The following is a 17,547-nucleotide window of genomic DNA, read 5'->3' on the forward strand; positions in this document are numbered from 1 at the left end:
CAGCCCCACCGCGGGACCGACACGCCTAATTTCTGCCGCCGAGAACCGTCGTCCATGTTATCGAGACAGTTCGTCCGGGAGCACCCCGAGACGGTCCGTGACGCTATCGAGCGGAAGGGCGTCACGGGCGTCGACCTCGACGAAATCCTCGAAATCGACGAGGAGTGGCGGGAACTGAAGGCCGAAGGCGACGGCCTCCGGCAAGAACGCAACGAAGTGTCGAGCAAGATTGGCCAGCTGAAACAGGACGGCAAAGACGAGGAGGCACAGGAGGCCATCGACCGCTCGCAGGAACTCAAAGACGAACTGCAGGAGGTCGAGGAGCGCGCCGACGAACTGGAGTCCCGGTTGGAAAAAGCCCTGCTGGAACTGCCGAACGTCCCCCACGAGTCGGTCCCGACCGGGGAGGGCGAGGCCGATAACGTCGAGCGCTACCGCGAGGGGTTCGACGACCTCCGGGACCTGCCCGACGAAGTAATTCCTCACTACGACCTCGGCGAGGACCTCGACCTGCTCGACTTCGAGCGCGGCGCGAAGGTGTCCGGCGGCGGCTACCAGTTCGTCAAGGGCGAGGGGGCACGTCTGGAACACGCCCTCATCCAGTTCATGCTGGACGTCCACCGCGAACAGGAGTACGTCGACGTGCTTCCGCCGATTCCCGTCAACTCCGATTCGATGGAAGGGACCGGCCAGCTTCCGAAGTTCGACGAGGACGCCTACCGCGTCGGCGCGCGCCAGGACGACGACTACGACAGCGACGACCTGTGGCTCCTGCCGACGGCGGAGGTGCCGGTCACCAACATGTACCGCGACGAGATCCTGCTGGACGACGACCTGCCGGTCAAACACCAGGCGTTCTCGCCGAACTTCCGCCGCGAGGCCGGCGAACACGGGACAGAAACGCGAGGCTACGTCCGCGTCCACCAGTTCCACAAGGTCGAACTCGTCAACTTCGTCCGGCCGGAGAACAGCTACGACCGACTGGAGAGCCTACTGGACGAGGCCGCCGAGGTACTGGACCGTCTCGAACTTCCCTACCGCGTGCTTGACATGTGCACCGGCGACATGGGCTTTACACAGGCCAAGAAGTACGACATCGAGGTGTGGGCCCCCGGCGACGACATGGCGGACGGCCCCGACCGCGGCGGCCGCTGGCTCGAAGTCTCCTCGGTGTCGAACTTCGAGGACTTCCAGGCGCGCCGCGCCGGCCTTCGCTACCGTCCCGAACGGCACGAATCCGCCGACTACCTCCACACGCTGAATGGCTCTGGTCTGGCAGTCCCGCGTGTCCTCGTCGCCATCATGGAGTACTACCAGAACGACGACGGCACCATTACCGTTCCCGAACCCCTCCGCCCGTACATGGGCGGCCAGGAAGTTATCGAGGGCTCCGAGAAAATCGGCGAGAGCGCCGTCGGAGCCGGCGAGAAAGAGTAGGCCGCCGCGGTCCGTTGCGCTCGGCCGGTGTCCCGCTTTCCCGTATGCGGTGCGTTACACGACACCATATTTTAATGCACTATTACATTCGTTCGTCAGCACCGCCGAAGTATGCCGGACGACGCTTTCGGGCAGATGGTACTGGACTTCCACCGCGACGACCTCGCCGAGCGGCCCCGCTATCGCCGCGACGACGGCGATTTGACCGAGGCGCATCTTGCGGGCTACTTCGAGCCGCCGTCCGAGTGGCATCCCATCGAACAGCGTCTGCTCTCGGACGTTACTGGACGGGTCCTCGACGCCGGCTGTGGCGTCGGCCGGCACGCGCTCGCGCTGCAGGAGCGCGGCCACAGCGTGCTGGCGGTCGACCGGAGTCCGGGGGCTGTCGCGGTCGCCAGCGAGCGCGGCGTCACGGATGCAGTGGTCGGCGACCTCCGGCGGCCGCCGGGCAATGGGTTCGATACTGTCGTTGCCCTGGGCAAACAACTCGGCCTCGGCAGTTCGCTGGCCGACCTCCGGGCGACGCTCAGCGAACTGGCGGCGGTGACACGGCCCGGTGGCCGTCTCGTCGCCGACGTGGACACGCTCGACCGGGCAGACCCGGAGACTGGCGCAGCCCACCTCGCCCAGCCCGGTGTCGCCTACCGCACCTTCCGCATCGAGTACGACAGGCTGGCCGGCCCGTGGACCGACCTGCTGCTGGTAACGCCGTCGCAGTTCCGCGCCGCGGTTCGGGAGACACCGTGGTCCCTGGACACGTTCGTCGGGACCGAAACCGACGGGTCGGCTTACGGCGTCCGGCTGTCGCTGCCGGGACAGTGACACAGCAAATCCGAAAGCAGTCAAGCCTCAGCGCGTGTACGTCTCGATGCGCTCGATATCGTCCCCGGCGAACGTGAACACGTCGACGAAACCGACGATGCACTCGCCGTCGGTATCGAGCAGGCGGCCGCGGGCGACGACTTCCGCCGTCGCCGTGTCGTCGCCGTCGGCCGGCTCCGCTACGCTGTCCGGGCGACAGTAGAGGCCGTCCAGCGGATGCGTGGTGTCTGTCTGGGGCCGCTCTTCACGCATGAACTGTACGAACCGGTCCCGGCCTTCGATAGTCTGATCGGGGCGGTCGTGGACGAACGACGGGGCGAGCAGCGAGGCCAACTGGTCGTAGTCGTCGCCGTCGATGGCGTCGTAGTAGGCCCGTGTACGCTGACGGAGATCGGGTCGCGTCACGGGCCTGATTCGGGTTCCTCAGGGGTGTCTCTATCGCTCTCCGTGTCAGATGGCTCGCCGTCTGTTTCCGGTCCCGAACCGTCATCTAGCTCGGATTCGACTGCTTCTCCGGTGTTGTCCTCGTCGACGGGCGTCGGGTCGGCCAGATCTAGTTCGACTGCGTCGTCAGTCGCCGTCTCGGAGTCGGTGGCGGCATCAGGCGACGCGTCGGCAGTCGACTGCTCGCCGTCCGGTGCGTCCTGTGTCGAGGCGTCGTCGTCCGGTGCGTCCTGTGCCGAGGATTCGTCGGCCGCGCTGCCGACCGTGTCGGGCGGCTCTTCGACCATCGCGGTTGGAGTCTCTTCCAGCGGGTCCGTCGGCTCGGTCTCGGCTTCGCTGGCGGCCAGTTCGGCCTGTATCTCCTCGATATCGGCGTCATCGACGTCCGATATATCACCCTCTCCGTCGGGTACCGACACTGACTCCGGCGGCGCGTCGTCGGCCGACGTTGCCGCAGATTCCGACGCTGACGGTTGGTCTACGGGTGCAGTCGGTTCGTCGGTCGAAGGCGGCGGATTCGTCGACTGGTCAGCTGTCCCCGCTGGTGTCGTCTCCTCAGCTGGTTCTGCCGCCGGTCCGTCGGCTGCGTCTCGCATTTCGTCGGCCGCATCGGCGGCTTCGGGTGATGGCATCGAATCCAGCGCCGACTCGGTAGCCGACGATGCTGTCTCCGACAGTTCGCTGTCTGTCCGTTCGACTTCCGCGTCGATATCCACGTCGAGCGAGGTGTCCACAGCGGTCTCGTCCTGTGTGAGGAACGCCGGCCGGTCGTCGTCCTCCTCCTTTTCCAGCGTCTCCAGAGCTGGTGGCCACGGATCGTCGGGGTCGGGCGGTTCCTCGTAGCCACGGGCAGTTTCGAGCGGGCGCTCCGCGTCGTCCCGGAGTTGCTGGCCCTCGGCTCCGTTCCCGCTAGAGTAGGCGCGGGCGGCCTGGGTGAGCCAGTCGCTGGCCTGCCACAGCGAGTTCGCCTTTGTCTTTGCGTCCTCGTAGATCGGTTTCAGGGACTCGTCGTCGACGAACCGGACCGCGGTGTCGAAGTGGCCTTCGGCGTCTGCGAACTCGTCGCGTGCCTGCTGGAAGTCGCCCTGTGCGACCATCCACTCCGACTCGCGGAAGGCCTCCATCGCCGAGGTGAACGCGCGCCGGCCCTCCGTGTAGTGGGCGTAGCCGACGCGGTAGCGGGCGAACGCGGTGTCGTCGCCGCCGGTGTCGGCGATAGCGTCCTTGATCTCCCCGACACGGGGGAGTTCCTGAAGGTCGTCGGTACTCCAGGCGTACTGCACGTCGCCGTCGTGGTCGATGACGACGACAGCGCGCTCGATGAGCTGCTGGCCGATGTCGTCCACGAAGTCGAGCCCGTACTCGCGGGCGACATCGTGGTCGGTGTCGGACAGCAGCGGGATGTTCAGGTCGTAGCGGTCGGCAAAGGCCCGGTGGCTGTACACCGAATCCGGGCCGATACCGAGGATAGTTACGTCCTTCTGCATCGTAAAGAGGTCGAGTTCGTCCAGATCACAGGACGTCTCGTCACAGGCTGGATTGAAATCCGCCGGATAGAACGCGAGGATGACCACATCCTCGCCGAGATAGTCGGCTAGTCCGACTCGCTGGCAGTCGTCATCGACGAGCGCCGGTAGTTCGAACAGTGGTGCCGTCGTCCCCTCTGAAAGCACACGTTGTACAACCAAGCCCGGCTATAACAGTGTTTGCACAGTGTCACCGAACGAGTCGCTTTTATTCGCCAGCGTAGTAGCGCTCGTGTGGAACTGCACGTCCGGTACGAGGGTGACGACGACCCCGACAAATGTAGCGCGCGGAAGCTGGCCCGGATGGACGAGGCCGAACTCCACCGCGCGACGCGGTCGACGCCGCCCGGCATCGTGCTCAACCCCTTCGCCGAGCAGGCGCTGTCCCCGGCGGACCGGCCGACCGCCGACGACGGCGCTCGCCACAGCCGCCTGGTCGCGCTCGACTGCTCCTGGGAAACCGCCGAACGGGAGGCGTTCGACCTCGAAGGGGTGCACCGCTCGCTCCCGTTTCTCGTCGCCGGCAATCCGGTCAACTACGGGACCGCGTTCCAGCTAAATACCGTCGAAGCGTTCGCCGGTGCGCTCGCCATTCTCGGGGAGCGCGACCACGCCGAGCGAATCCTCTCGACGTTCTCCTGGGGCCACACCTTTCTGGAACTGAACGAGGAACCGCTGGAGCGGTACGCGAACTGCGAGGATTCGAGCGACGTCATCGACGTACAGGACGACTACCTCGCCGAGGAGTAGTCATCGGGGCGTTGCTGGCTTTTCGAGGAGCGGCGCATCACAGTGTGGACAGGCCCGCCGCGCATGTGCCTCTAACACGTCGTCGATGCGTTCTCCGCAGGCTTGGCACCGCATACTATTAGTTAGTATTCGAACAGTATTGTAGGTTTTCCTTCACTTCTAAGGGTGCTTACGAAAAGCCCGTTCCGATGCCGCTCAGCGCCGCTGGTGGGGTCAGCGGACTCGTCGGGAGGTCCATGTCCGGGTCGGGGTCGTTGTAGCCGCCGGGCGCGACGTCGTTCGGCCCGTCAGGATAGCACAGCGACGCCAGCGCCTGGATGTGGTCGCGACCGACGCCGAGTTCGAACTGCCCGCCGCCGTACAGGTCGATGCCGTGTTGCTCACAGTAGTCGATGGTCGCAAGCACCGACTCGACGGTCCCGCAACGGGACGGTTTCATGTTGAGCCACGCCGGTTCGAGCGGCAGCGCCTCGATGCTCTCGACGCCGGTGATAGGCACGTCCCAGGTGACGCGCGCTTCTTCGCCGTCGAAAACCGGCCGAGTTGCGTCGGTCAGGTCTGGGTCCTCAACCAGCGCGTCGGGGAGGCCGGCGACGACGCGGCGGTAGAACTCGGGGTCAGCCTCTACGTCGACGTCCGTCCCCTCGTACAGCCCTTTCAGGTCCAACACGCGAACATCGTAGTCCGTCAGTGCGTCGACGAGGGCATCGCTCCAGGACGGCGTGGGGTCTAGTTTGAACGAAAGGTCGCCGTAACGCTCACACAGCATCGCCAGTCTGTCAGCCGTCGGCGGCGTGTCGTCGTCGGCGTTCGAGAGCCGCGTCGAGACGACGAAGTTCACCGGGTCGTACTGCCGGTCGAGCACCGTCCCGAGATCCGTGTCGGCCTGTTTCAGCGCCAGGTCTAGCGCCGCGCTCTCGAACCCCCAGCGCCGGTAGTGGCGAAAGCGCTCCTGGTCGGGAGGGGCGGGCCACAGGTCGGCCGCTTCCAGCGCCGCGGAAAACGAGTCGACGGTGTACTCGCCGGCCAGCGGGGAGTCCGAACCCTGCAACGTATCGCTGTCCTGCAGCGCGTCGTGGGCCTCGGCCGTGTACGTCACGTCCTCGCCGCTTCCGGTCTCACCCGCACCGGAGAGGTGGACAACAGTGGTGACCCGGTCGAATCCGCTGGAGGTCGCCCGCTCTCGGCGCTCGAACGCACAGTTCTCGACGGTAACTGGCAGGTCTGCGACCTGATTGTACATACCCTGGCTTCGCCGTTCGGGCATCTAAAGCCGGCGACGTCCGGAGTCCGATTCCCGTGCTCGAACGGTCACCGCTCCCCGTACCGAAACTCAAAGCTTAAACGCGCGCACCGGAAAGAGGCGCGCATGGCTAGCTTCGAGACTGCGTCCGACCGACTCCTCAACAAGCAGATCTGCATGCGGTGTAACGCTCGGAACCCACAGCGCGCACAGCAGTGCCGGAAGTGCGGCTACGGCAACCTGCGTCCGAAGGCGAAAGAGACCCGCAGCGCCTGATTTTCGGGTCAGTTGCCGCCGGCATCCGGTGGCGGTTCGTCGCCAATCAACTACTTCTCAGTGGGTTCTCTGTCCGCTGATTGCCGGTCGAGCGTCGCCATGCGAACCGACGCGTGTGAGACGATGAGTTCCAGCAGCTTTTGATCTTCTTCCCCGACAGTCGTCTCGTCCGTCGTGACTGAGAGAACGACCGTCGCCGTGCCCTCGTCGTCCAAAACCACCGCCGACACGCAGTCGGTGACTGACTCGGGGATGTCGACGGAGAACGGCCGGTCGTGAACAGTGATCTCACCCTGTTGCTGTGTCCGGACTTCCTGTGCGAGCGAGCCGACAACGTCGACCGGCACGGTTCGAATCGTGTTCGCGAGCACCACTGCATCGCCGTCCTTGAGCCGGATGACGGCCGTCTCCTCCATGCCGGTCATCGTCCCGAAGGCCTCGACGACGAAGGCGGCGACGCCGTCGACGCTGGGGGCGCTGGCGATGGCGCGTCCGTAGTTGTTCACGTCGGCCGCCTTCCCGGCGAAGGCCTCGATACGGTCGCGCTCGGCCGCCAGTTCGCGGAGCCGACTGCGGCTCCGGGCGTCGTACAGCCCGACCAGAACGCCCGCCAGCGCGCCGACGGTGACGAGGTCCACCGTCAGGTACGACGCTCGGGCGAGTGACCCGGAGGTCACGCGCTGGCTGAACAACAGGAGCGCCGCGATGGCGGCAAACGCCACGGTCCCGCCGGCGGCCCACGCGGCCACCCGGGACGTGGCCCCCTCGAACGTCGTGTCACGGACGAGCCAGACGCCCGCGTACACTATCGCCAGTCCCATCGCCACAAAGGGGAGCGCATCGACTGCAATTGCCACCGGAATCCGGGTTTGCTGGAACGCATGGAGGGCCTGCATAGCGGCCAGCACGACGCCGGAGAGCGCCAGGGCCGTCCCCGTCAGAAGTCGCTGGTTCATGGAGTCGAATATCGGCCCTATCACTAGAGCGTTGCGCCGGTTTCGAGCGGTCACTCGTCGGGATACTTCGGCTCGCGGCGTTGCGCCCGGTCGAGGGCGCGTTCGACGACCTCGCGAACGTCACCGTGGAAGACGCCGCCGTGACCCGAGTACATGTGTTCGACGCCTGCCGGCATTCGGTCGAGAATGCGCTCGATGCTCTCGATGAGGCGCTCGCGGGACTGGCCGGGGCGGTCGGTGCGGCCGAAGGAGCCGCCCTCGAACGCGCCGTCGTCGTGGACGACCACGTCGCCGGAGAACAGGGACGACTCGGAGACGAGCGAGACGTGGTCGTCGGCGTGGCCCGGCGTGTACACGACCTCACAGTCCTCGTCACCGACCGTGAGCGTGTCGCCGTCAGCGAGTTCGTAGTCCCGGCGCGGGTGGGAGCTGTAGGCGTACAACGGCGCGTCGAAGGCGTCGAGGACGGCGTCGAGCTGCTGGACGTGGTCGCCGTGCTGGTGGGTCAACACGACGGCGTCGAGCGCATCGACGTGCTCGCGGACGACATCGACGACGCCGCGCATCGCGCCGGCATCGACCAGCGTCGTCTGCTCGCCGGTCGCGAGATAGGCGTTGCAGGTGAACGTCTCGGCCTCGGCGGTGACGTTGTGAACGTCCATACACCAAGCCTGTGGCGCGGCCCGCTTGAGTGTACTGTCCGCCGGCAACCCGACCGGAATAGGGTATTTCGACTCACAGTGCCGAGAAAATATCGGTTATCAAACACGATAGTGTCGCCGAGTGATTTTTTACTAAGAACGTCATAGTTGTACACGTACCATGGGGTTCGGGAGCTACGACGAATCGGAACAAGACAATCAGGAGTACGACACAGACTTCGAGGACGAGGACGGCCTCGATGCTGAAGAAAACGCCCACGAGGGCGACATCGAGTACGAGTTCACCGCGTCGAACGACGAACTACTCGATAGACTGGAAGACATCAAAGACAACCAGAACACGTGAAATCAGGGGCACGGGCCCTCGGCGTGGCGGAGTCGTATCGGGCTGAAACCAGTCAGTTCGCTGGTGCCGTCGTTCGCGCCAGTCGAGTGGCTGACGGCTTTGTTTTCAGTACTGCCACAGTCGGTGGGAGCGACGCGACTGAGACGGTGTGTGCGATGGTCGACAGACTGGACCGCGAGGACGTCCGCTACTTGCTGGTGGCGGGCATCGCGCCGGCGTGGTTCAACGTACTCGACCTCGAACAGATTCACGACCACACCGACCTGCCGGTCGTCTCGGTCACCTTCGAGTCCTCGCCGGGACTCGAAGGGGCCATCCGCGAGGCCTTCGACGACTCCGATGTCGTGCAGGACCGGCTGGCGACCTACCGTGCCCAGCCGGAGCGCCGACCGGTGTCGGTGAACGACGAGACGGTGTACGTCCGGAGCGTCGGCCTCGACGACAGCGCCGCCGCGGATGTCGTCCGCGCGTTCACGCCGGAAGGCGGCCGTCCTGAACCACTCCGTGTCGCCCGACTGGCGGCGCGGGGACTGGTCGAAATGGAGTGACTCACACAGCGGGAGCGACCGACCGGATGCGGTATCGTATTGCCCATCGGTACAATGGACGGCCCGAATTCACGTCCTTCAGATACCCCAACGACTCATTAGCTATTACTAAGTTAGAGATGGAGGTTTGAACGACATAGGCGGTAGCAATATCCTATCGTAGGTTGTATTTAGCAATAGCTAAACATAGTCTGATTGTCCGGCACTGTGTTTGTAGAGATACAATGGCAGAAAGCAGAACGCAGACGAGGAATGCTGTAGAGCCCGCAGAAACGAACGAGCAAACGAACATCAACAGTAGCGTGACCCGGTACGAAGGCGACCAGCCGACAGAACACAGCGTCTACGGCACGCGCCAGCAGGACAGCCAACTCGTGTTCTTCGACGGCCAGTTCCCCGACGCGGAAACGGCTCGCAGCGGCGACGTTCAGGAACAGACGCTCGCCGTGCTCGACCAAATTCGTGCCATGGCTGCCGAATCCGGTCTCGAACCGCGTGACCTGATGCGGACGACGGTGTACCTCACGGAGATGGACCACCTACCAGCGGTCAAGCAAGCGTACGCGGCGTTTTTCGACGGACAGCGACCGTCACGGACTGTCGTCGGCGTGGCACACCTGCCGAACGACGCGGCGGTGCAGATCGAAGCGACGGGTGTAAAGCGGTAATCGCTGCCAGATCTGGACAGTTGTTTTCGCTGAAGCTAGCGGAACCGGATTCCGACCGGAAGCCCGACGGCGGACCGCTGCGTTTGAGAGCCCCCGGCGCAAACGACGGGACATGGAGCAGATGGACGGCCTCAACGTCGTCGGCTGTGAGCGCTGTGACGACCTCTGCCGCTCGCGCTCGCGAATCGTCAACGGCGTCGGCCCCGCGGACGCGGACCTGCTGTTCGTCGGGGAGGCCCCCGGCGCGAACGAGGACGAACAGGGCGAGCCGTTCGTCGGGCGGAGCGGCGACGTGCTCGACGAGGCGTTGCGCGAGGCCGGCCTCGACCGCGGCGACGTGCGCATCACCAACTGTGTGCGCTGTCGCCCGCCGGACAACCGCGACCCGCGAACGGGTGAACTCGCGAACTGCCGCGACTATCTGGAGACGGAGATCAACCGCGTCGACCCCGAGGTCGTCGTCACGCTCGGGAAAGTGCCGGCTGAGCACCTGCTGGAGCGTGACGTCGCCGTCACCGGCGAAGCGGGCGACGTGTTCGACGTGGCTATCGCCGGCCAGCCACGCCGCGTGCTCGTCTCCGTCCACCCGGCGGCGACGCTGTACGACCCCAGCCAGAAGGAGACGTTTGAGGCCGCGATAACGACTGCCGCGGAGTTCACCGACGCCCAGAGCGGACAGTCGCGGCTCGGCGAGTTTTAAAATAGTCGGGTAGTGCGGCCCGGAACCGCTACTTCGCTGCGATGTCCATCGCCTCTGCCTTCGTGTCGACCAGCGAAATGTCGACACCAGGAATCTCGCCGACCCGGCTCTTGAGCGCCATCTTCTTGATTCCCTCGGAGACGATGACCCAGTCCGTGATACCGAACTCCTTGCCCGCCTCGGCGGCCTCCTGTGCTCGCGTGAATACGTCGTCGTTCAGTGACGCCTCCATCTGGAGGTTCGAGATATGCGTATCGACCGCCGGCTGTGAGGCGAGTTCCTCGAACCGTTCATTGACTTTCGCGAATGTCTCGTCTGTCATCTCCATCTCTTCGGGAAACTCAGCGATGAGAACGTTACCGTCGACGTACAGAACGTCTGTAGGATCAACCATCAACGGCCGTATGCGGTAGGTCAATAAAACTGGGCCGGCCTATTTTCATAGTTGATATCCTTATCAGGTCCGGGTGTCCGACTGTAAGCGACACCTCCCGCCGGACAGTGGTCGTGCCGAAGATTTGTTCGAACAGGAAGTCACTTAGCCCCTGTTCGCCTACGATCCCGTATGAGTGTCAGACAGACGACCGCGGACGTGGTCGTCGTCGATTACGGACTGGGGAACCTCCGGAGCGTCACGCGCGGGCTCGAACGCGCCGGCGCAGAGGTCTCCCTTTCGGAGGACCCGGCGGAGTTCGACGCGGCCGACGGCATCGTCCTGCCCGGCGTCGGAGCGTTCTCCGAAGGGATGGACAACGCCGGGCCGTTCCGCGAGGCACTGGTCGAACAGGCCGAGGCCGGCAAGCCCCTGTTCGGAATCTGCCTCGGGATGCAGATGCTCCTGACGACGAGCGAGGAGGCCGACCACGAGGGGCAGGGCGACGCCGAGGGACTGGACCTCATTCCCGGAAAGAACGTCCGGTTCAGCCGCGACCAGACCGTGCCACACATGGGCTGGAACGAACTCGACGTGACGCGGGACCACCCGCTCGTCGAGGGCGTCGACGGCGAACACGCCTACTTCGTCCACTCCTACTACGCCATTCCCGACGACGAGAACGCGACGGTGGCGACGACGGACTACGGGACCGATTTCGCCTCGATTGTCGCCAACGACGCCGGCAACGTCTTCGGAACGCAGTTCCACCCGGAGAAATCGGGCGAGACGGGGCTGCGCATCCTCCGGAACTTCGTCGACTACTGCCTCGACCACTGAGTTCTGGGCTCGGGATTCGTTCGTATGTCTACAGGAGATTCTGTCGTCCTGCTCACCGGGGCAGCATCGGGTATCGGAGCGGCGACGGCGCGGGCGTTCGCCGACGACGGCTGGACCGTCTACGCGACGGACATTCGAGCGGAGTTCCCTGCGGATATCCGCGAGCGCTGTCGCTGTCTCGAACTCGACGTGACTGACGAGGCACAGATCGAAGCCGTCGTCGACCAGGTCATCGAGGAGACAGGCCGACTCGACTGTCTGGTGAACAACGCCGGTTACGGCGTCGCCGGCCCGGTCGAGGACACTGGCAGCGGCGACGTTCGCAAGCAGTTCGACGTGCTGGTCCACGGCCCACACCGGCTCGTACAGGCAGTGCTCCCCGAGATGCACGAGCACGGCGGGCGCATCATCACTGTCTCTAGCGTGCTGGGCCACACCGCCTCGCCCGGACTCGGCGCGTATTCGGCCGGCAAGGCCGCCGTCGAGTCGCTGTCCGACGCACTGCGGATAGAGGTCGCCGGCGCGGACGATGTCCACGTCTCGCTCGTCGAGCCGGCGTGGGTAGACACCGGCTTCGCCGACAGCGCGCTGGGAAGCCTGAACGACGAAGATCGGACGCCGACCTACAACCGGACGTACGAGGCGCTGGAGGACGGCTGGGTCCTCACCGGTGGACCGCTGGCGACAACGCCAGAAGCCGTCGCGGCGACGGTACTCGCCGCAGCGACCGACGACCCGCCGAAGGCCCGCTACCCCGTCGGAAAGTTCGCCACGTTCGTCCGGTGGACCCACTGGCTCCCGGCGCGACTGCAGGACCCGATACACCGTGGGTTCGGTCGAGCGAGCGCGCTTCTGGGGCGGTGGTTATGATACACCTGTCCGACGGCGACCGGGTTCGGCTCTCGACCGGCCACGAAGTGACGCTGCCGCTGGTCACCGAGGCGACGGTTGCCGGCGCGGTGCTCCCGGCGCGATACGACGTTGCCGAGTCGCTGCTGCCCGATGGACTGACACCGGTTCGAGTAACGGCCCGGCAGGCCGCAGTCGTGCTCCTCTGTGTCGAGTATCACCGTATCGGCGACGACGCGATGGCCCCCTATGACGAGTTCGCCGCCATGATTCCAGCGACTACAGTGGGCTGGCGGCCACCGCTGCTCCCGCTGCTGACTCGGGCGGCCGGCAGCTACATCTGGTCGCTCCCGGTGACGACCGAGCCTGCTTGCGCCCTCGGCGACGAGATCTGGGGCTACCCGAAGACGGTCGCCGACATCACGCACCGCGACGACGCGACCCGCCGCGAGACGACGGTCGTCGAGGACGGTAGCCGCGTGGCAACGGTCGGCATAGACTGGCCCCGAGCCTGGAAGCGCCGCGAAACGGTCGAGAGCTACGCAGTTCGGGAGGGGCGGCTCGAACGGACGCCGATAGAGTTCCAGGGGAAACTGGGGGCCGCGCCGCTGAGCGACCGCGTCGACGTGGACCTGGGCAACCACGAGCGGGCCGACACGCTCCAGTCCCTCGACCTCGGTACCCGGTCCGTCCTTCGGTTCTCGCTGGAAGGGCGGATTACGTACGGCGCTGGGCGGCCGGTGGAGCGGTAACGGAATGGTGCGGTAGCAGGAACGGAGCAGAGCGGTAGCAGTAGCAGAGCGGTGAGGAAGCCGTACCGCATAGCATACCGCGCGCCGACGGAGCGCGGTTTCACTTCTCGCGACCAGCGGGAGCGAGAAGGTCGTTTTTAGCGTAGATTTTTGCGAGGAGCCCTCCCGCAGCGGCGCTACGCGCCGCGAGGAAGGGCGACGAAGTAAAAAGGTACTATAGGAACTCCCGGACCTCAGAGTACCACATATCGTGCTCGTCGACGGCGTCGATAGCCTCGGCGACGCGGACGGCGATGGCGTGCCAGCAGAGCTGGTCGGGGTCGTCCGCATCGAGATTGTACTCGCTGTCGGCGCAGGTACAGCCGCCGTCCTCGACGATGTACTCGTCGTCGTGGCCCACGACGACGGTGAAATCGCGGTACTGCTTGACGCGGCTCTCGCCGACAGCCTCGATGGCCTGGTGGCCGCGGTCGCCGTGGACGTCGACGATAGCCGACACTGCGTCGGGGGTCAGCTCCCCGGCGGCTTCGAGGTCGGCCACCCACTCCTCGACTCCGGTCACATCCATGCTACGGAAAGGGGTGACAAAACGGCGTCGGCTTCAGCAGCCACGTCCCGGCTGGCTCGCAGCCGCAGCAGGGAGTTATCAGTGCTTGTACTGTGCCCGGAAGAATAAACACGGAATACGGGTTTCTTCCGGCATGAACCTCGACCTCCCGTGGCTGGCGCTGGGCTCGTTTGCCTCGGGATTCGGGTCGCTGTATCTGCTGGCCCAGCTCCAGGCGCACTGGGACAAGCCGGGCGCGCGGTGGTTCGTCGCGACCATCGTCACGCAGACGGGCTGGTGTTTCAGCTACGGCGCGGCGCTGCTGGTGTTCGACCCGACACTGCGCCTTGCCTTGGAGATGGTGTCCTGGCTGGGTATCATCTGGATCGGCTTCTGTTTCCTCTCCTTTGCGCTGGGATACACCGGTCGGACGAACGTCCTCGAAAGCGGCTGGTACCGGGCCGTAGCGGTGCTGCCGCTCGCCGGAACGGCGCTCGTCGTCACGAACCCGCTCCACACCGTGGTCTGGCAGGGATTCCGGGTCGTGCCGACCGCCGGTAGCGCGGGAGCCGACTACGCCGTCTTGCCGGTGGGGCTGCTCACGATCATCGTCGCGATGCTGTTCGTCAGTTTCGGGACCCTGCTGGTGTTCGATACGGTCGTCAGCTACGGCCCGCTGTACCGGCGCGAGGCGCTCGCGGTCGGCCTGAGCCCGATACCGCCCGGCGCCGGGGTGTTGCTGTGGGCCGGCGGCGTCGGACCGGTTCCGGCGGTGAATCTGACGACGCTCCTGTTCCTGCCCCACATCGCCCTTGACCTGTACGCGTTCGTCCGGAGCGATATGTTCGAGTTCCACCCGGCGACCCGGCGGGCCGGCGAGCGGGCGGCCATCCACGACATCGCCACGCCGGTCGCCATCGTCGACGAACAGGGACGGGTCGTGAACCTCAACCCCGCCGCCGAGCGGATGCTGGGCGTGGATAAGCGCGAAGGCCTGACAGAGCCACTGAACAGCTTTCTAGCGGGTGACGACATCGCGACAGACGGCGGGAGTTCGCGGGCGTCCATCGAGGCCGGTGGTCGACACCGGGAGTTCAAGGTCCGGCAGACGGCGCTCCGGGACGAGGCGGGGACGCAACTGGGATACACAGTCGTCTTTCAGGACATCACAGACGAGATCCGCCGCGAGCGCCGCCTCGAAGTGCTCAACCGCTTTCTCAGACACAACGTCCGCAACGAGAGCGTCGTCATCCAGGCCCGGGCGGAGTTGCTGGCGGGAGAACTCGACGGCGAGCAGTCCGACCACGCGGCGACCATCGAGCGGTCGGTCAGTCGTTTAGTCGACTCCGGCCAGAAGGCTCGAACGCTCGCCGAAGCGGGTGCTGGCGACGCGGGCCTGGAATCCGTCGCACTTGCCGACCTCGCCACCGGAGTCGTCGAGTCTGCCCGCGAGGAATACGGTGGCTCGGTCACGGTTGAGATACTCGACGACCTCCGGCTGACGACCCAGCCCGCCCTGCTGGAAATCCTGCTTACCAATCTCGTCGAGAACGCTCTCCAGCACGTTCCGGACGCCGTCGTCACCGTCGGTGCGAAGGTCGATGGCGACGATGTCGTGCTGACCGTCAGCGACAACGGCCCTGGCGTTCCAGAACACGAACTCGGCGTGCTGGAGCGGGGCCGCGAAACGGACCTGAACCACGGCAGCGGCATCGGCCTCTGGCTCGTCCGCTGGACGACCACGACGCTTGAGGGGGACCTCAACTTCGACACGAGCGACGGAACGACGGTGACCGTTCGGCTGCCACAGGAACGGACGGCCGCCGAAGCGGCGTGAGCGGAGAGCCTTCGAACGACTTAACGGCGCACGCACGGACCGGGGAGTATGCGCGTCAGTGAGGGCCGGGTGACGGTCACGGTGCCGGAACAGCCTGATGCGGGGAAGGGCGCGGACGTGTTCTTCAACCCCGTCCAGGAGCTGAACCGCGACATCACCGTGGCGGCGCTGCGGGCCTACCGAGAGCGAACCCCCCGCGTGTCGACGTACCTGGACGCCACCGCCGCGAGCGGCATCCGGGGCGTCCGCGCGGCGGCCAACGACTGGGAGACGACGCTGTGTGACATCGACGACGACGCGACGGCGCTGTGCGAGCAGAATCTCGAACGCAACGACCTTGCCGCCTCGGTCCGTCGGTCGGACGCGAACGTGCTCATGCACTCGGAGGCGTTCGACGTGGTCGACGTCGACCCCTTCGGCACGCCGATTCCCTTCGCCGACGCGGCGGTACAGGGCACCAAACACCTCCTCTGTGTGACGGCCACCGACACCGCCCCGCTGTGTGGCGCACACTTCGAGAGCGGCGTTCGGTCCTACGGCGCGGTCCCGCGCAACACCGAGTTCCACGCCGAGATGGGGATGCGCGTCCTCCTGTCGGCGATGGTCCGGACGGCCGCCCGCTACGACATCGCCGCCAGGCCGATTCTCAGCCACGCGACGAAACACTACGCCCGGACCTACCTGGAGTTCGACCACGGCGCGAAGGTCGCCAACGACTGCATCGACGAACTCGGCTACGTCCACCACTGCCAGCACTGCCTCTGGCGCGACCACGACTACGGCCTCATCGCCGACCCGCCCGAGGACTGTCCGGTCTGTGACAAGCACCTCCAGACGGCCGGCCCCATCTGGCTCGGTCGGACCTGCGAACCGGCGTTCGCCGACGCCGTGTCCGAACAGGTGACCGAGGAGATGGGCACCGCCGACGAAGCGAGAGAACTGCTGGCGACGCTCAGCGAGGAGATCGACACGCCGACCCACTACGACCAGCACCGCCTCTGCAAGCGCTGGGGGCGCGGCGCGGAAGCCATGGACGAGTTCATCGAGAAACTCCGCGATGCCGGCTACGAGGCCTCCCGAACGCACTACGGCGGCACGACGTTCAAGACGGACGCCGACGTGGTCGAAATCCGCGAGGCGACGGCGGAGTAGCAGGGCGGGAATTCAGTTCCGTCTCGACTCGTACTACCGACCGTTCGCCCGGCCAACGCTCTCTCGAACCGCGGAGACGAGATCGTAGCCCAGCAGATACACCGGCCGCAGGAAGTAGTTCGCCATCCCCGCGAGACCGAGCAGTCCGCCGATGGCCTGCACCTCGCCGGGTGTGGCCGACAGGCGGACGAGCAGCGGTAGGGCCGTGACGAGCGGCGCGAGCCACAGCGACTGGACGATGCCGTCCATGTCGACACCGGCGACGGGACCGAATCGGTCCTCGTCCGGTCGGGCGGCGAATAGAACAGCCGTCAGTACCAGCAGGCCCACGACAATCGGCAGGGACGCGCCGACGCCGGCGACGCCGAAACCGATAGCCAGTGCGGCCGCGACGAGCAACAGGACGGTCACCTGCATCGTCCCGTGCCGGATGGCCGCTTCCGTATCCATATCCGGTCGTTGCAGCGGCGCTGTATAAACCCTGTGAGGGCGGCTAGCTGTTCGAGTCTGTAGCGGTAGAGTCGGCATTGTTTCACTGGCGACAGCCGCAAAGAGCCAGAAAGCCCCGAGACGCTGGGCTCCTGCGACTCGCTGCGCGCTTCGCTCATTTCATTCGCTCCAGTGCTTGCTTCCTCTCGAACGCCCAGCGTCTCGCCCCTTTCAGTCCCACCCGCGGCCGGTTTGTCAGTGCTGTCTCTGTGGGACTGAAACGAGCAGGCCGGTATTTCTGGACTGGACCAGTCACGTCTCCTGAAACAACTACACCCGCTGGCCACCGTAGTGTTCAGATAAGGATTGAAGAGTGAGGCACGGCGGTTT

At 65.6% G+C, this 17,547-nt stretch carries 21 protein-coding genes; 13 read left to right on the top strand and 8 right to left on the bottom strand.

Going from position 1 to position 17,547, the window contains the following annotated elements:
• The first annotated feature begins 54 nt into the window (after positions 1-54).
• Together serS and AV929_RS00690 are read left to right on the top strand one after the other, a co-directional pair.
• Positions 55-1,437: a serine--tRNA ligase gene (gene serS / locus AV929_RS00685; protein ID WP_064287098.1), complete on the top strand. Its 1,383-nt coding sequence runs from the start codon at positions 55-57 to the stop codon at positions 1,435-1,437.
• Positions 1,438-1,548: 111 nt separating this feature from the next.
• Positions 1,549-2,259 (top strand): class I SAM-dependent methyltransferase, encoded by a 711-nt coding sequence (locus tag AV929_RS00690; protein ID WP_050037336.1) that lies wholly within the window; start codon positions 1,549-1,551, stop codon positions 2,257-2,259.
• Positions 2,260-2,286: 27 nt separating this feature from the next.
• On the opposite strand, the gene AV929_RS00695 is transcribed toward AV929_RS00690, so the two are convergent.
• Positions 2,287-2,664: a nuclear transport factor 2 family protein gene (locus AV929_RS00695; RefSeq protein ID WP_014039112.1), complete on the bottom strand. Its 378-nt coding sequence runs from the start codon at positions 2,662-2,664 to the stop codon at positions 2,287-2,289.
• Entirely contained in the window at positions 2,661-4,376 is a 1,716-nt protein-coding gene (locus tag AV929_RS00700; RefSeq protein WP_064287099.1) for a peroxiredoxin, read from the bottom strand. The genes AV929_RS00695 and AV929_RS00700 overlap by 4 nt, the downstream gene beginning before the upstream one ends.
• A gap of 87 nt (positions 4,377-4,463) precedes the next feature.
• Here AV929_RS00700 and AV929_RS00705 point away from each other — a divergent pair, with 87 nt between their 5' ends.
• The gene (locus AV929_RS00705; protein WP_064287100.1) at positions 4,464-4,979 is read left to right on the top strand and encodes a DUF367 family protein; all 516 of its coding nucleotides are present in this window, start codon (positions 4,464-4,466) and stop codon (positions 4,977-4,979) included.
• Between the two features lie 169 nt (positions 4,980-5,148).
• On the opposite strand, the gene AV929_RS00710 is transcribed toward AV929_RS00705, so the two are convergent.
• Entirely contained in the window at positions 5,149-6,222 is a 1,074-nt protein-coding gene (locus tag AV929_RS00710) for a hypothetical protein (RefSeq protein ID WP_064287101.1), read from the bottom strand.
• Positions 6,223-6,348: 126 nt separating this feature from the next.
• Here AV929_RS00710 and AV929_RS21125 point away from each other — a divergent pair, with 126 nt between their 5' ends.
• Entirely contained in the window at positions 6,349-6,498 is a 150-nt protein-coding gene (locus AV929_RS21125; protein ID WP_004960523.1) for a 50S ribosomal protein L40e, read from the top strand.
• A 50-nt stretch (positions 6,499-6,548) separates the two neighbouring features.
• Here the strand turns inward: AV929_RS21125 and AV929_RS00715 are convergent, their stop codons facing one another.
• Positions 6,549-7,454 carry a hypothetical protein gene (locus AV929_RS00715; RefSeq protein ID WP_014039108.1) on the bottom strand — a complete coding sequence of 302 codons (906 nt, stop codon included), beginning with the start codon at positions 7,452-7,454 and terminating at the stop codon, positions 6,549-6,551.
• A gap of 50 nt (positions 7,455-7,504) precedes the next feature.
• On the bottom strand, positions 7,505-8,116 hold the full coding sequence (locus tag AV929_RS00720; protein ID WP_064287102.1) for an MBL fold metallo-hydrolase: 612 nt from the start codon (positions 8,114-8,116) through the stop codon (positions 7,505-7,507).
• 160 nt (positions 8,117-8,276) lie between these two features.
• On the opposite strand from AV929_RS00720, the gene AV929_RS00725 reads away from it, so the two are divergent.
• The 4 genes from AV929_RS00725 (at position 8,277) to AV929_RS00740 (ending at position 10,378) form a co-directional block, all read left to right on the top strand.
• Positions 8,277-8,462 (top strand): DUF5786 family protein, encoded by a 186-nt coding sequence (locus AV929_RS00725; protein WP_004515979.1) that lies wholly within the window; start codon positions 8,277-8,279, stop codon positions 8,460-8,462.
• Complete coding sequence (locus tag AV929_RS00730) at positions 8,459-9,010, top strand: DUF99 family protein (protein WP_023843053.1); 552 nt, start codon at positions 8,459-8,461, stop codon at positions 9,008-9,010. Before AV929_RS00725 ends, AV929_RS00730 begins: the two co-directional genes overlap by 4 nt.
• Before the next feature lie 224 nt (positions 9,011-9,234).
• Complete coding sequence (locus AV929_RS00735; RefSeq protein ID WP_080510004.1) at positions 9,235-9,678, top strand: RidA family protein; 444 nt, start codon at positions 9,235-9,237, stop codon at positions 9,676-9,678.
• 112 nt (positions 9,679-9,790) lie between these two features.
• Entirely contained in the window at positions 9,791-10,378 is a 588-nt protein-coding gene (locus tag AV929_RS00740; protein ID WP_064287103.1) for a uracil-DNA glycosylase family protein, read from the top strand.
• A 28-nt stretch (positions 10,379-10,406) separates the two neighbouring features.
• Here AV929_RS00740 and AV929_RS00745 read toward each other — a convergent pair whose 3' ends face one another.
• The gene (locus tag AV929_RS00745; RefSeq protein WP_014039103.1) at positions 10,407-10,772 is read right to left on the bottom strand and encodes a hypothetical protein; all 366 of its coding nucleotides are present in this window, start codon (positions 10,770-10,772) and stop codon (positions 10,407-10,409) included.
• Between the two features lie 171 nt (positions 10,773-10,943).
• On the opposite strand from AV929_RS00745, the gene hisH reads away from it, so the two are divergent.
• Genes hisH through AV929_RS00760 form a run of 3 tightly spaced genes read left to right on the top strand, consistent with a single transcriptional unit; the run spans position 10,944 to position 13,192 of the window.
• Positions 10,944-11,591 (top strand): imidazole glycerol phosphate synthase subunit HisH, encoded by a 648-nt coding sequence (gene hisH / locus AV929_RS00750; protein ID WP_050007196.1) that lies wholly within the window; start codon positions 10,944-10,946, stop codon positions 11,589-11,591.
• Between the two features lie 24 nt (positions 11,592-11,615).
• The gene (locus AV929_RS00755; protein ID WP_050007195.1) at positions 11,616-12,461 is read left to right on the top strand and encodes an SDR family oxidoreductase; all 846 of its coding nucleotides are present in this window, start codon (positions 11,616-11,618) and stop codon (positions 12,459-12,461) included.
• Positions 12,458-13,192 carry an acetoacetate decarboxylase family protein gene (locus tag AV929_RS00760; protein ID WP_064287104.1) on the top strand — a complete coding sequence of 245 codons (735 nt, stop codon included), beginning with the start codon at positions 12,458-12,460 and terminating at the stop codon, positions 13,190-13,192. Before AV929_RS00755 ends, AV929_RS00760 begins: the two co-directional genes overlap by 4 nt.
• Before the next feature lie 214 nt (positions 13,193-13,406).
• Here the strand turns inward: AV929_RS00760 and AV929_RS00765 are convergent, their stop codons facing one another.
• Positions 13,407-13,760, bottom strand: coding sequence for a hypothetical protein (locus AV929_RS00765; protein WP_014039100.1), 354 nt, complete (start codon positions 13,758-13,760; stop codon positions 13,407-13,409).
• A 133-nt stretch (positions 13,761-13,893) separates the two neighbouring features.
• On the opposite strand from AV929_RS00765, the gene AV929_RS00770 reads away from it, so the two are divergent.
• Together AV929_RS00770 and AV929_RS00775 are read left to right on the top strand one after the other, a co-directional pair.
• Positions 13,894-15,576, top strand: coding sequence for a histidine kinase N-terminal 7TM domain-containing protein (locus AV929_RS00770; RefSeq protein WP_050037329.1), 1,683 nt, complete (start codon positions 13,894-13,896; stop codon positions 15,574-15,576).
• Between the two features lie 48 nt (positions 15,577-15,624).
• Complete coding sequence (locus AV929_RS00775; protein WP_064287105.1) at positions 15,625-16,728, top strand: tRNA (guanine(26)-N(2))-dimethyltransferase; 1,104 nt, start codon at positions 15,625-15,627, stop codon at positions 16,726-16,728.
• Between the two features lie 33 nt (positions 16,729-16,761).
• Here the strand turns inward: AV929_RS00775 and AV929_RS00780 are convergent, their stop codons facing one another.
• Positions 16,762-17,178, bottom strand: coding sequence for a hypothetical protein (locus tag AV929_RS00780; protein WP_064287106.1), 417 nt, complete (start codon positions 17,176-17,178; stop codon positions 16,762-16,764).
• Positions 17,179-17,547: the final 369 nt, after the last annotated feature.

The sequence above is a fragment of the Haloarcula sp. K1 genome, assembly GCF_001647155.1.
Classification (GTDB): domain Archaea; phylum Halobacteriota; class Halobacteria; order Halobacteriales; family Haloarculaceae; genus Haloarcula; species Haloarcula hispanica.

Excerpts from the sequence above, each read along its gene's own strand:
- serS (WP_064287098.1), top strand. The coding sequence starts at position 55 with ATGTTATCGAGACAGTTCGTCCGGGAGCACCCCGAGACGGTCCGTGAC.
- AV929_RS00690 (WP_050037336.1), top strand. The coding sequence starts at position 1,549 with ATGCCGGACGACGCTTTCGGGCAGATGGTACTGGACTTCCACCGCGAC.
- AV929_RS00710 (WP_064287101.1), bottom strand. The coding sequence starts at position 6,222 with ATGTACAATCAGGTCGCAGACCTGCCAGTTACCGTCGAGAACTGTGCG.
- AV929_RS21125 (WP_004960523.1), top strand. The coding sequence starts at position 6,349 with ATGGCTAGCTTCGAGACTGCGTCCGACCGACTCCTCAACAAGCAGATC.
- AV929_RS00715 (WP_014039108.1), bottom strand. The coding sequence starts at position 7,454 with ATGAACCAGCGACTTCTGACGGGGACGGCCCTGGCGCTCTCCGGCGTC.
- AV929_RS00720 (WP_064287102.1), bottom strand. The coding sequence starts at position 8,116 with ATGGACGTTCACAACGTCACCGCCGAGGCCGAGACGTTCACCTGCAAC.
- AV929_RS00725 (WP_004515979.1), top strand. The coding sequence starts at position 8,277 with ATGGGGTTCGGGAGCTACGACGAATCGGAACAAGACAATCAGGAGTAC.
- AV929_RS00735 (WP_080510004.1), top strand. The coding sequence starts at position 9,235 with ATGGCAGAAAGCAGAACGCAGACGAGGAATGCTGTAGAGCCCGCAGAA.
- AV929_RS00740 (WP_064287103.1), top strand. The coding sequence starts at position 9,791 with ATGGAGCAGATGGACGGCCTCAACGTCGTCGGCTGTGAGCGCTGTGAC.
- AV929_RS00745 (WP_014039103.1), bottom strand. The coding sequence starts at position 10,772 with ATGGTTGATCCTACAGACGTTCTGTACGTCGACGGTAACGTTCTCATC.
- hisH (WP_050007196.1), top strand. The coding sequence starts at position 10,944 with ATGAGTGTCAGACAGACGACCGCGGACGTGGTCGTCGTCGATTACGGA.
- AV929_RS00755 (WP_050007195.1), top strand. The coding sequence starts at position 11,616 with ATGTCTACAGGAGATTCTGTCGTCCTGCTCACCGGGGCAGCATCGGGT.
- AV929_RS00760 (WP_064287104.1), top strand. The coding sequence starts at position 12,458 with ATGATACACCTGTCCGACGGCGACCGGGTTCGGCTCTCGACCGGCCAC.
- AV929_RS00765 (WP_014039100.1), bottom strand. The coding sequence starts at position 13,760 with ATGGATGTGACCGGAGTCGAGGAGTGGGTGGCCGACCTCGAAGCCGCC.
- AV929_RS00770 (WP_050037329.1), top strand. The coding sequence starts at position 13,894 with ATGAACCTCGACCTCCCGTGGCTGGCGCTGGGCTCGTTTGCCTCGGGA.
- AV929_RS00775 (WP_064287105.1), top strand. The coding sequence starts at position 15,625 with ATGCGCGTCAGTGAGGGCCGGGTGACGGTCACGGTGCCGGAACAGCCT.
- AV929_RS00780 (WP_064287106.1), bottom strand. The coding sequence starts at position 17,178 with ATGGATACGGAAGCGGCCATCCGGCACGGGACGATGCAGGTGACCGTC.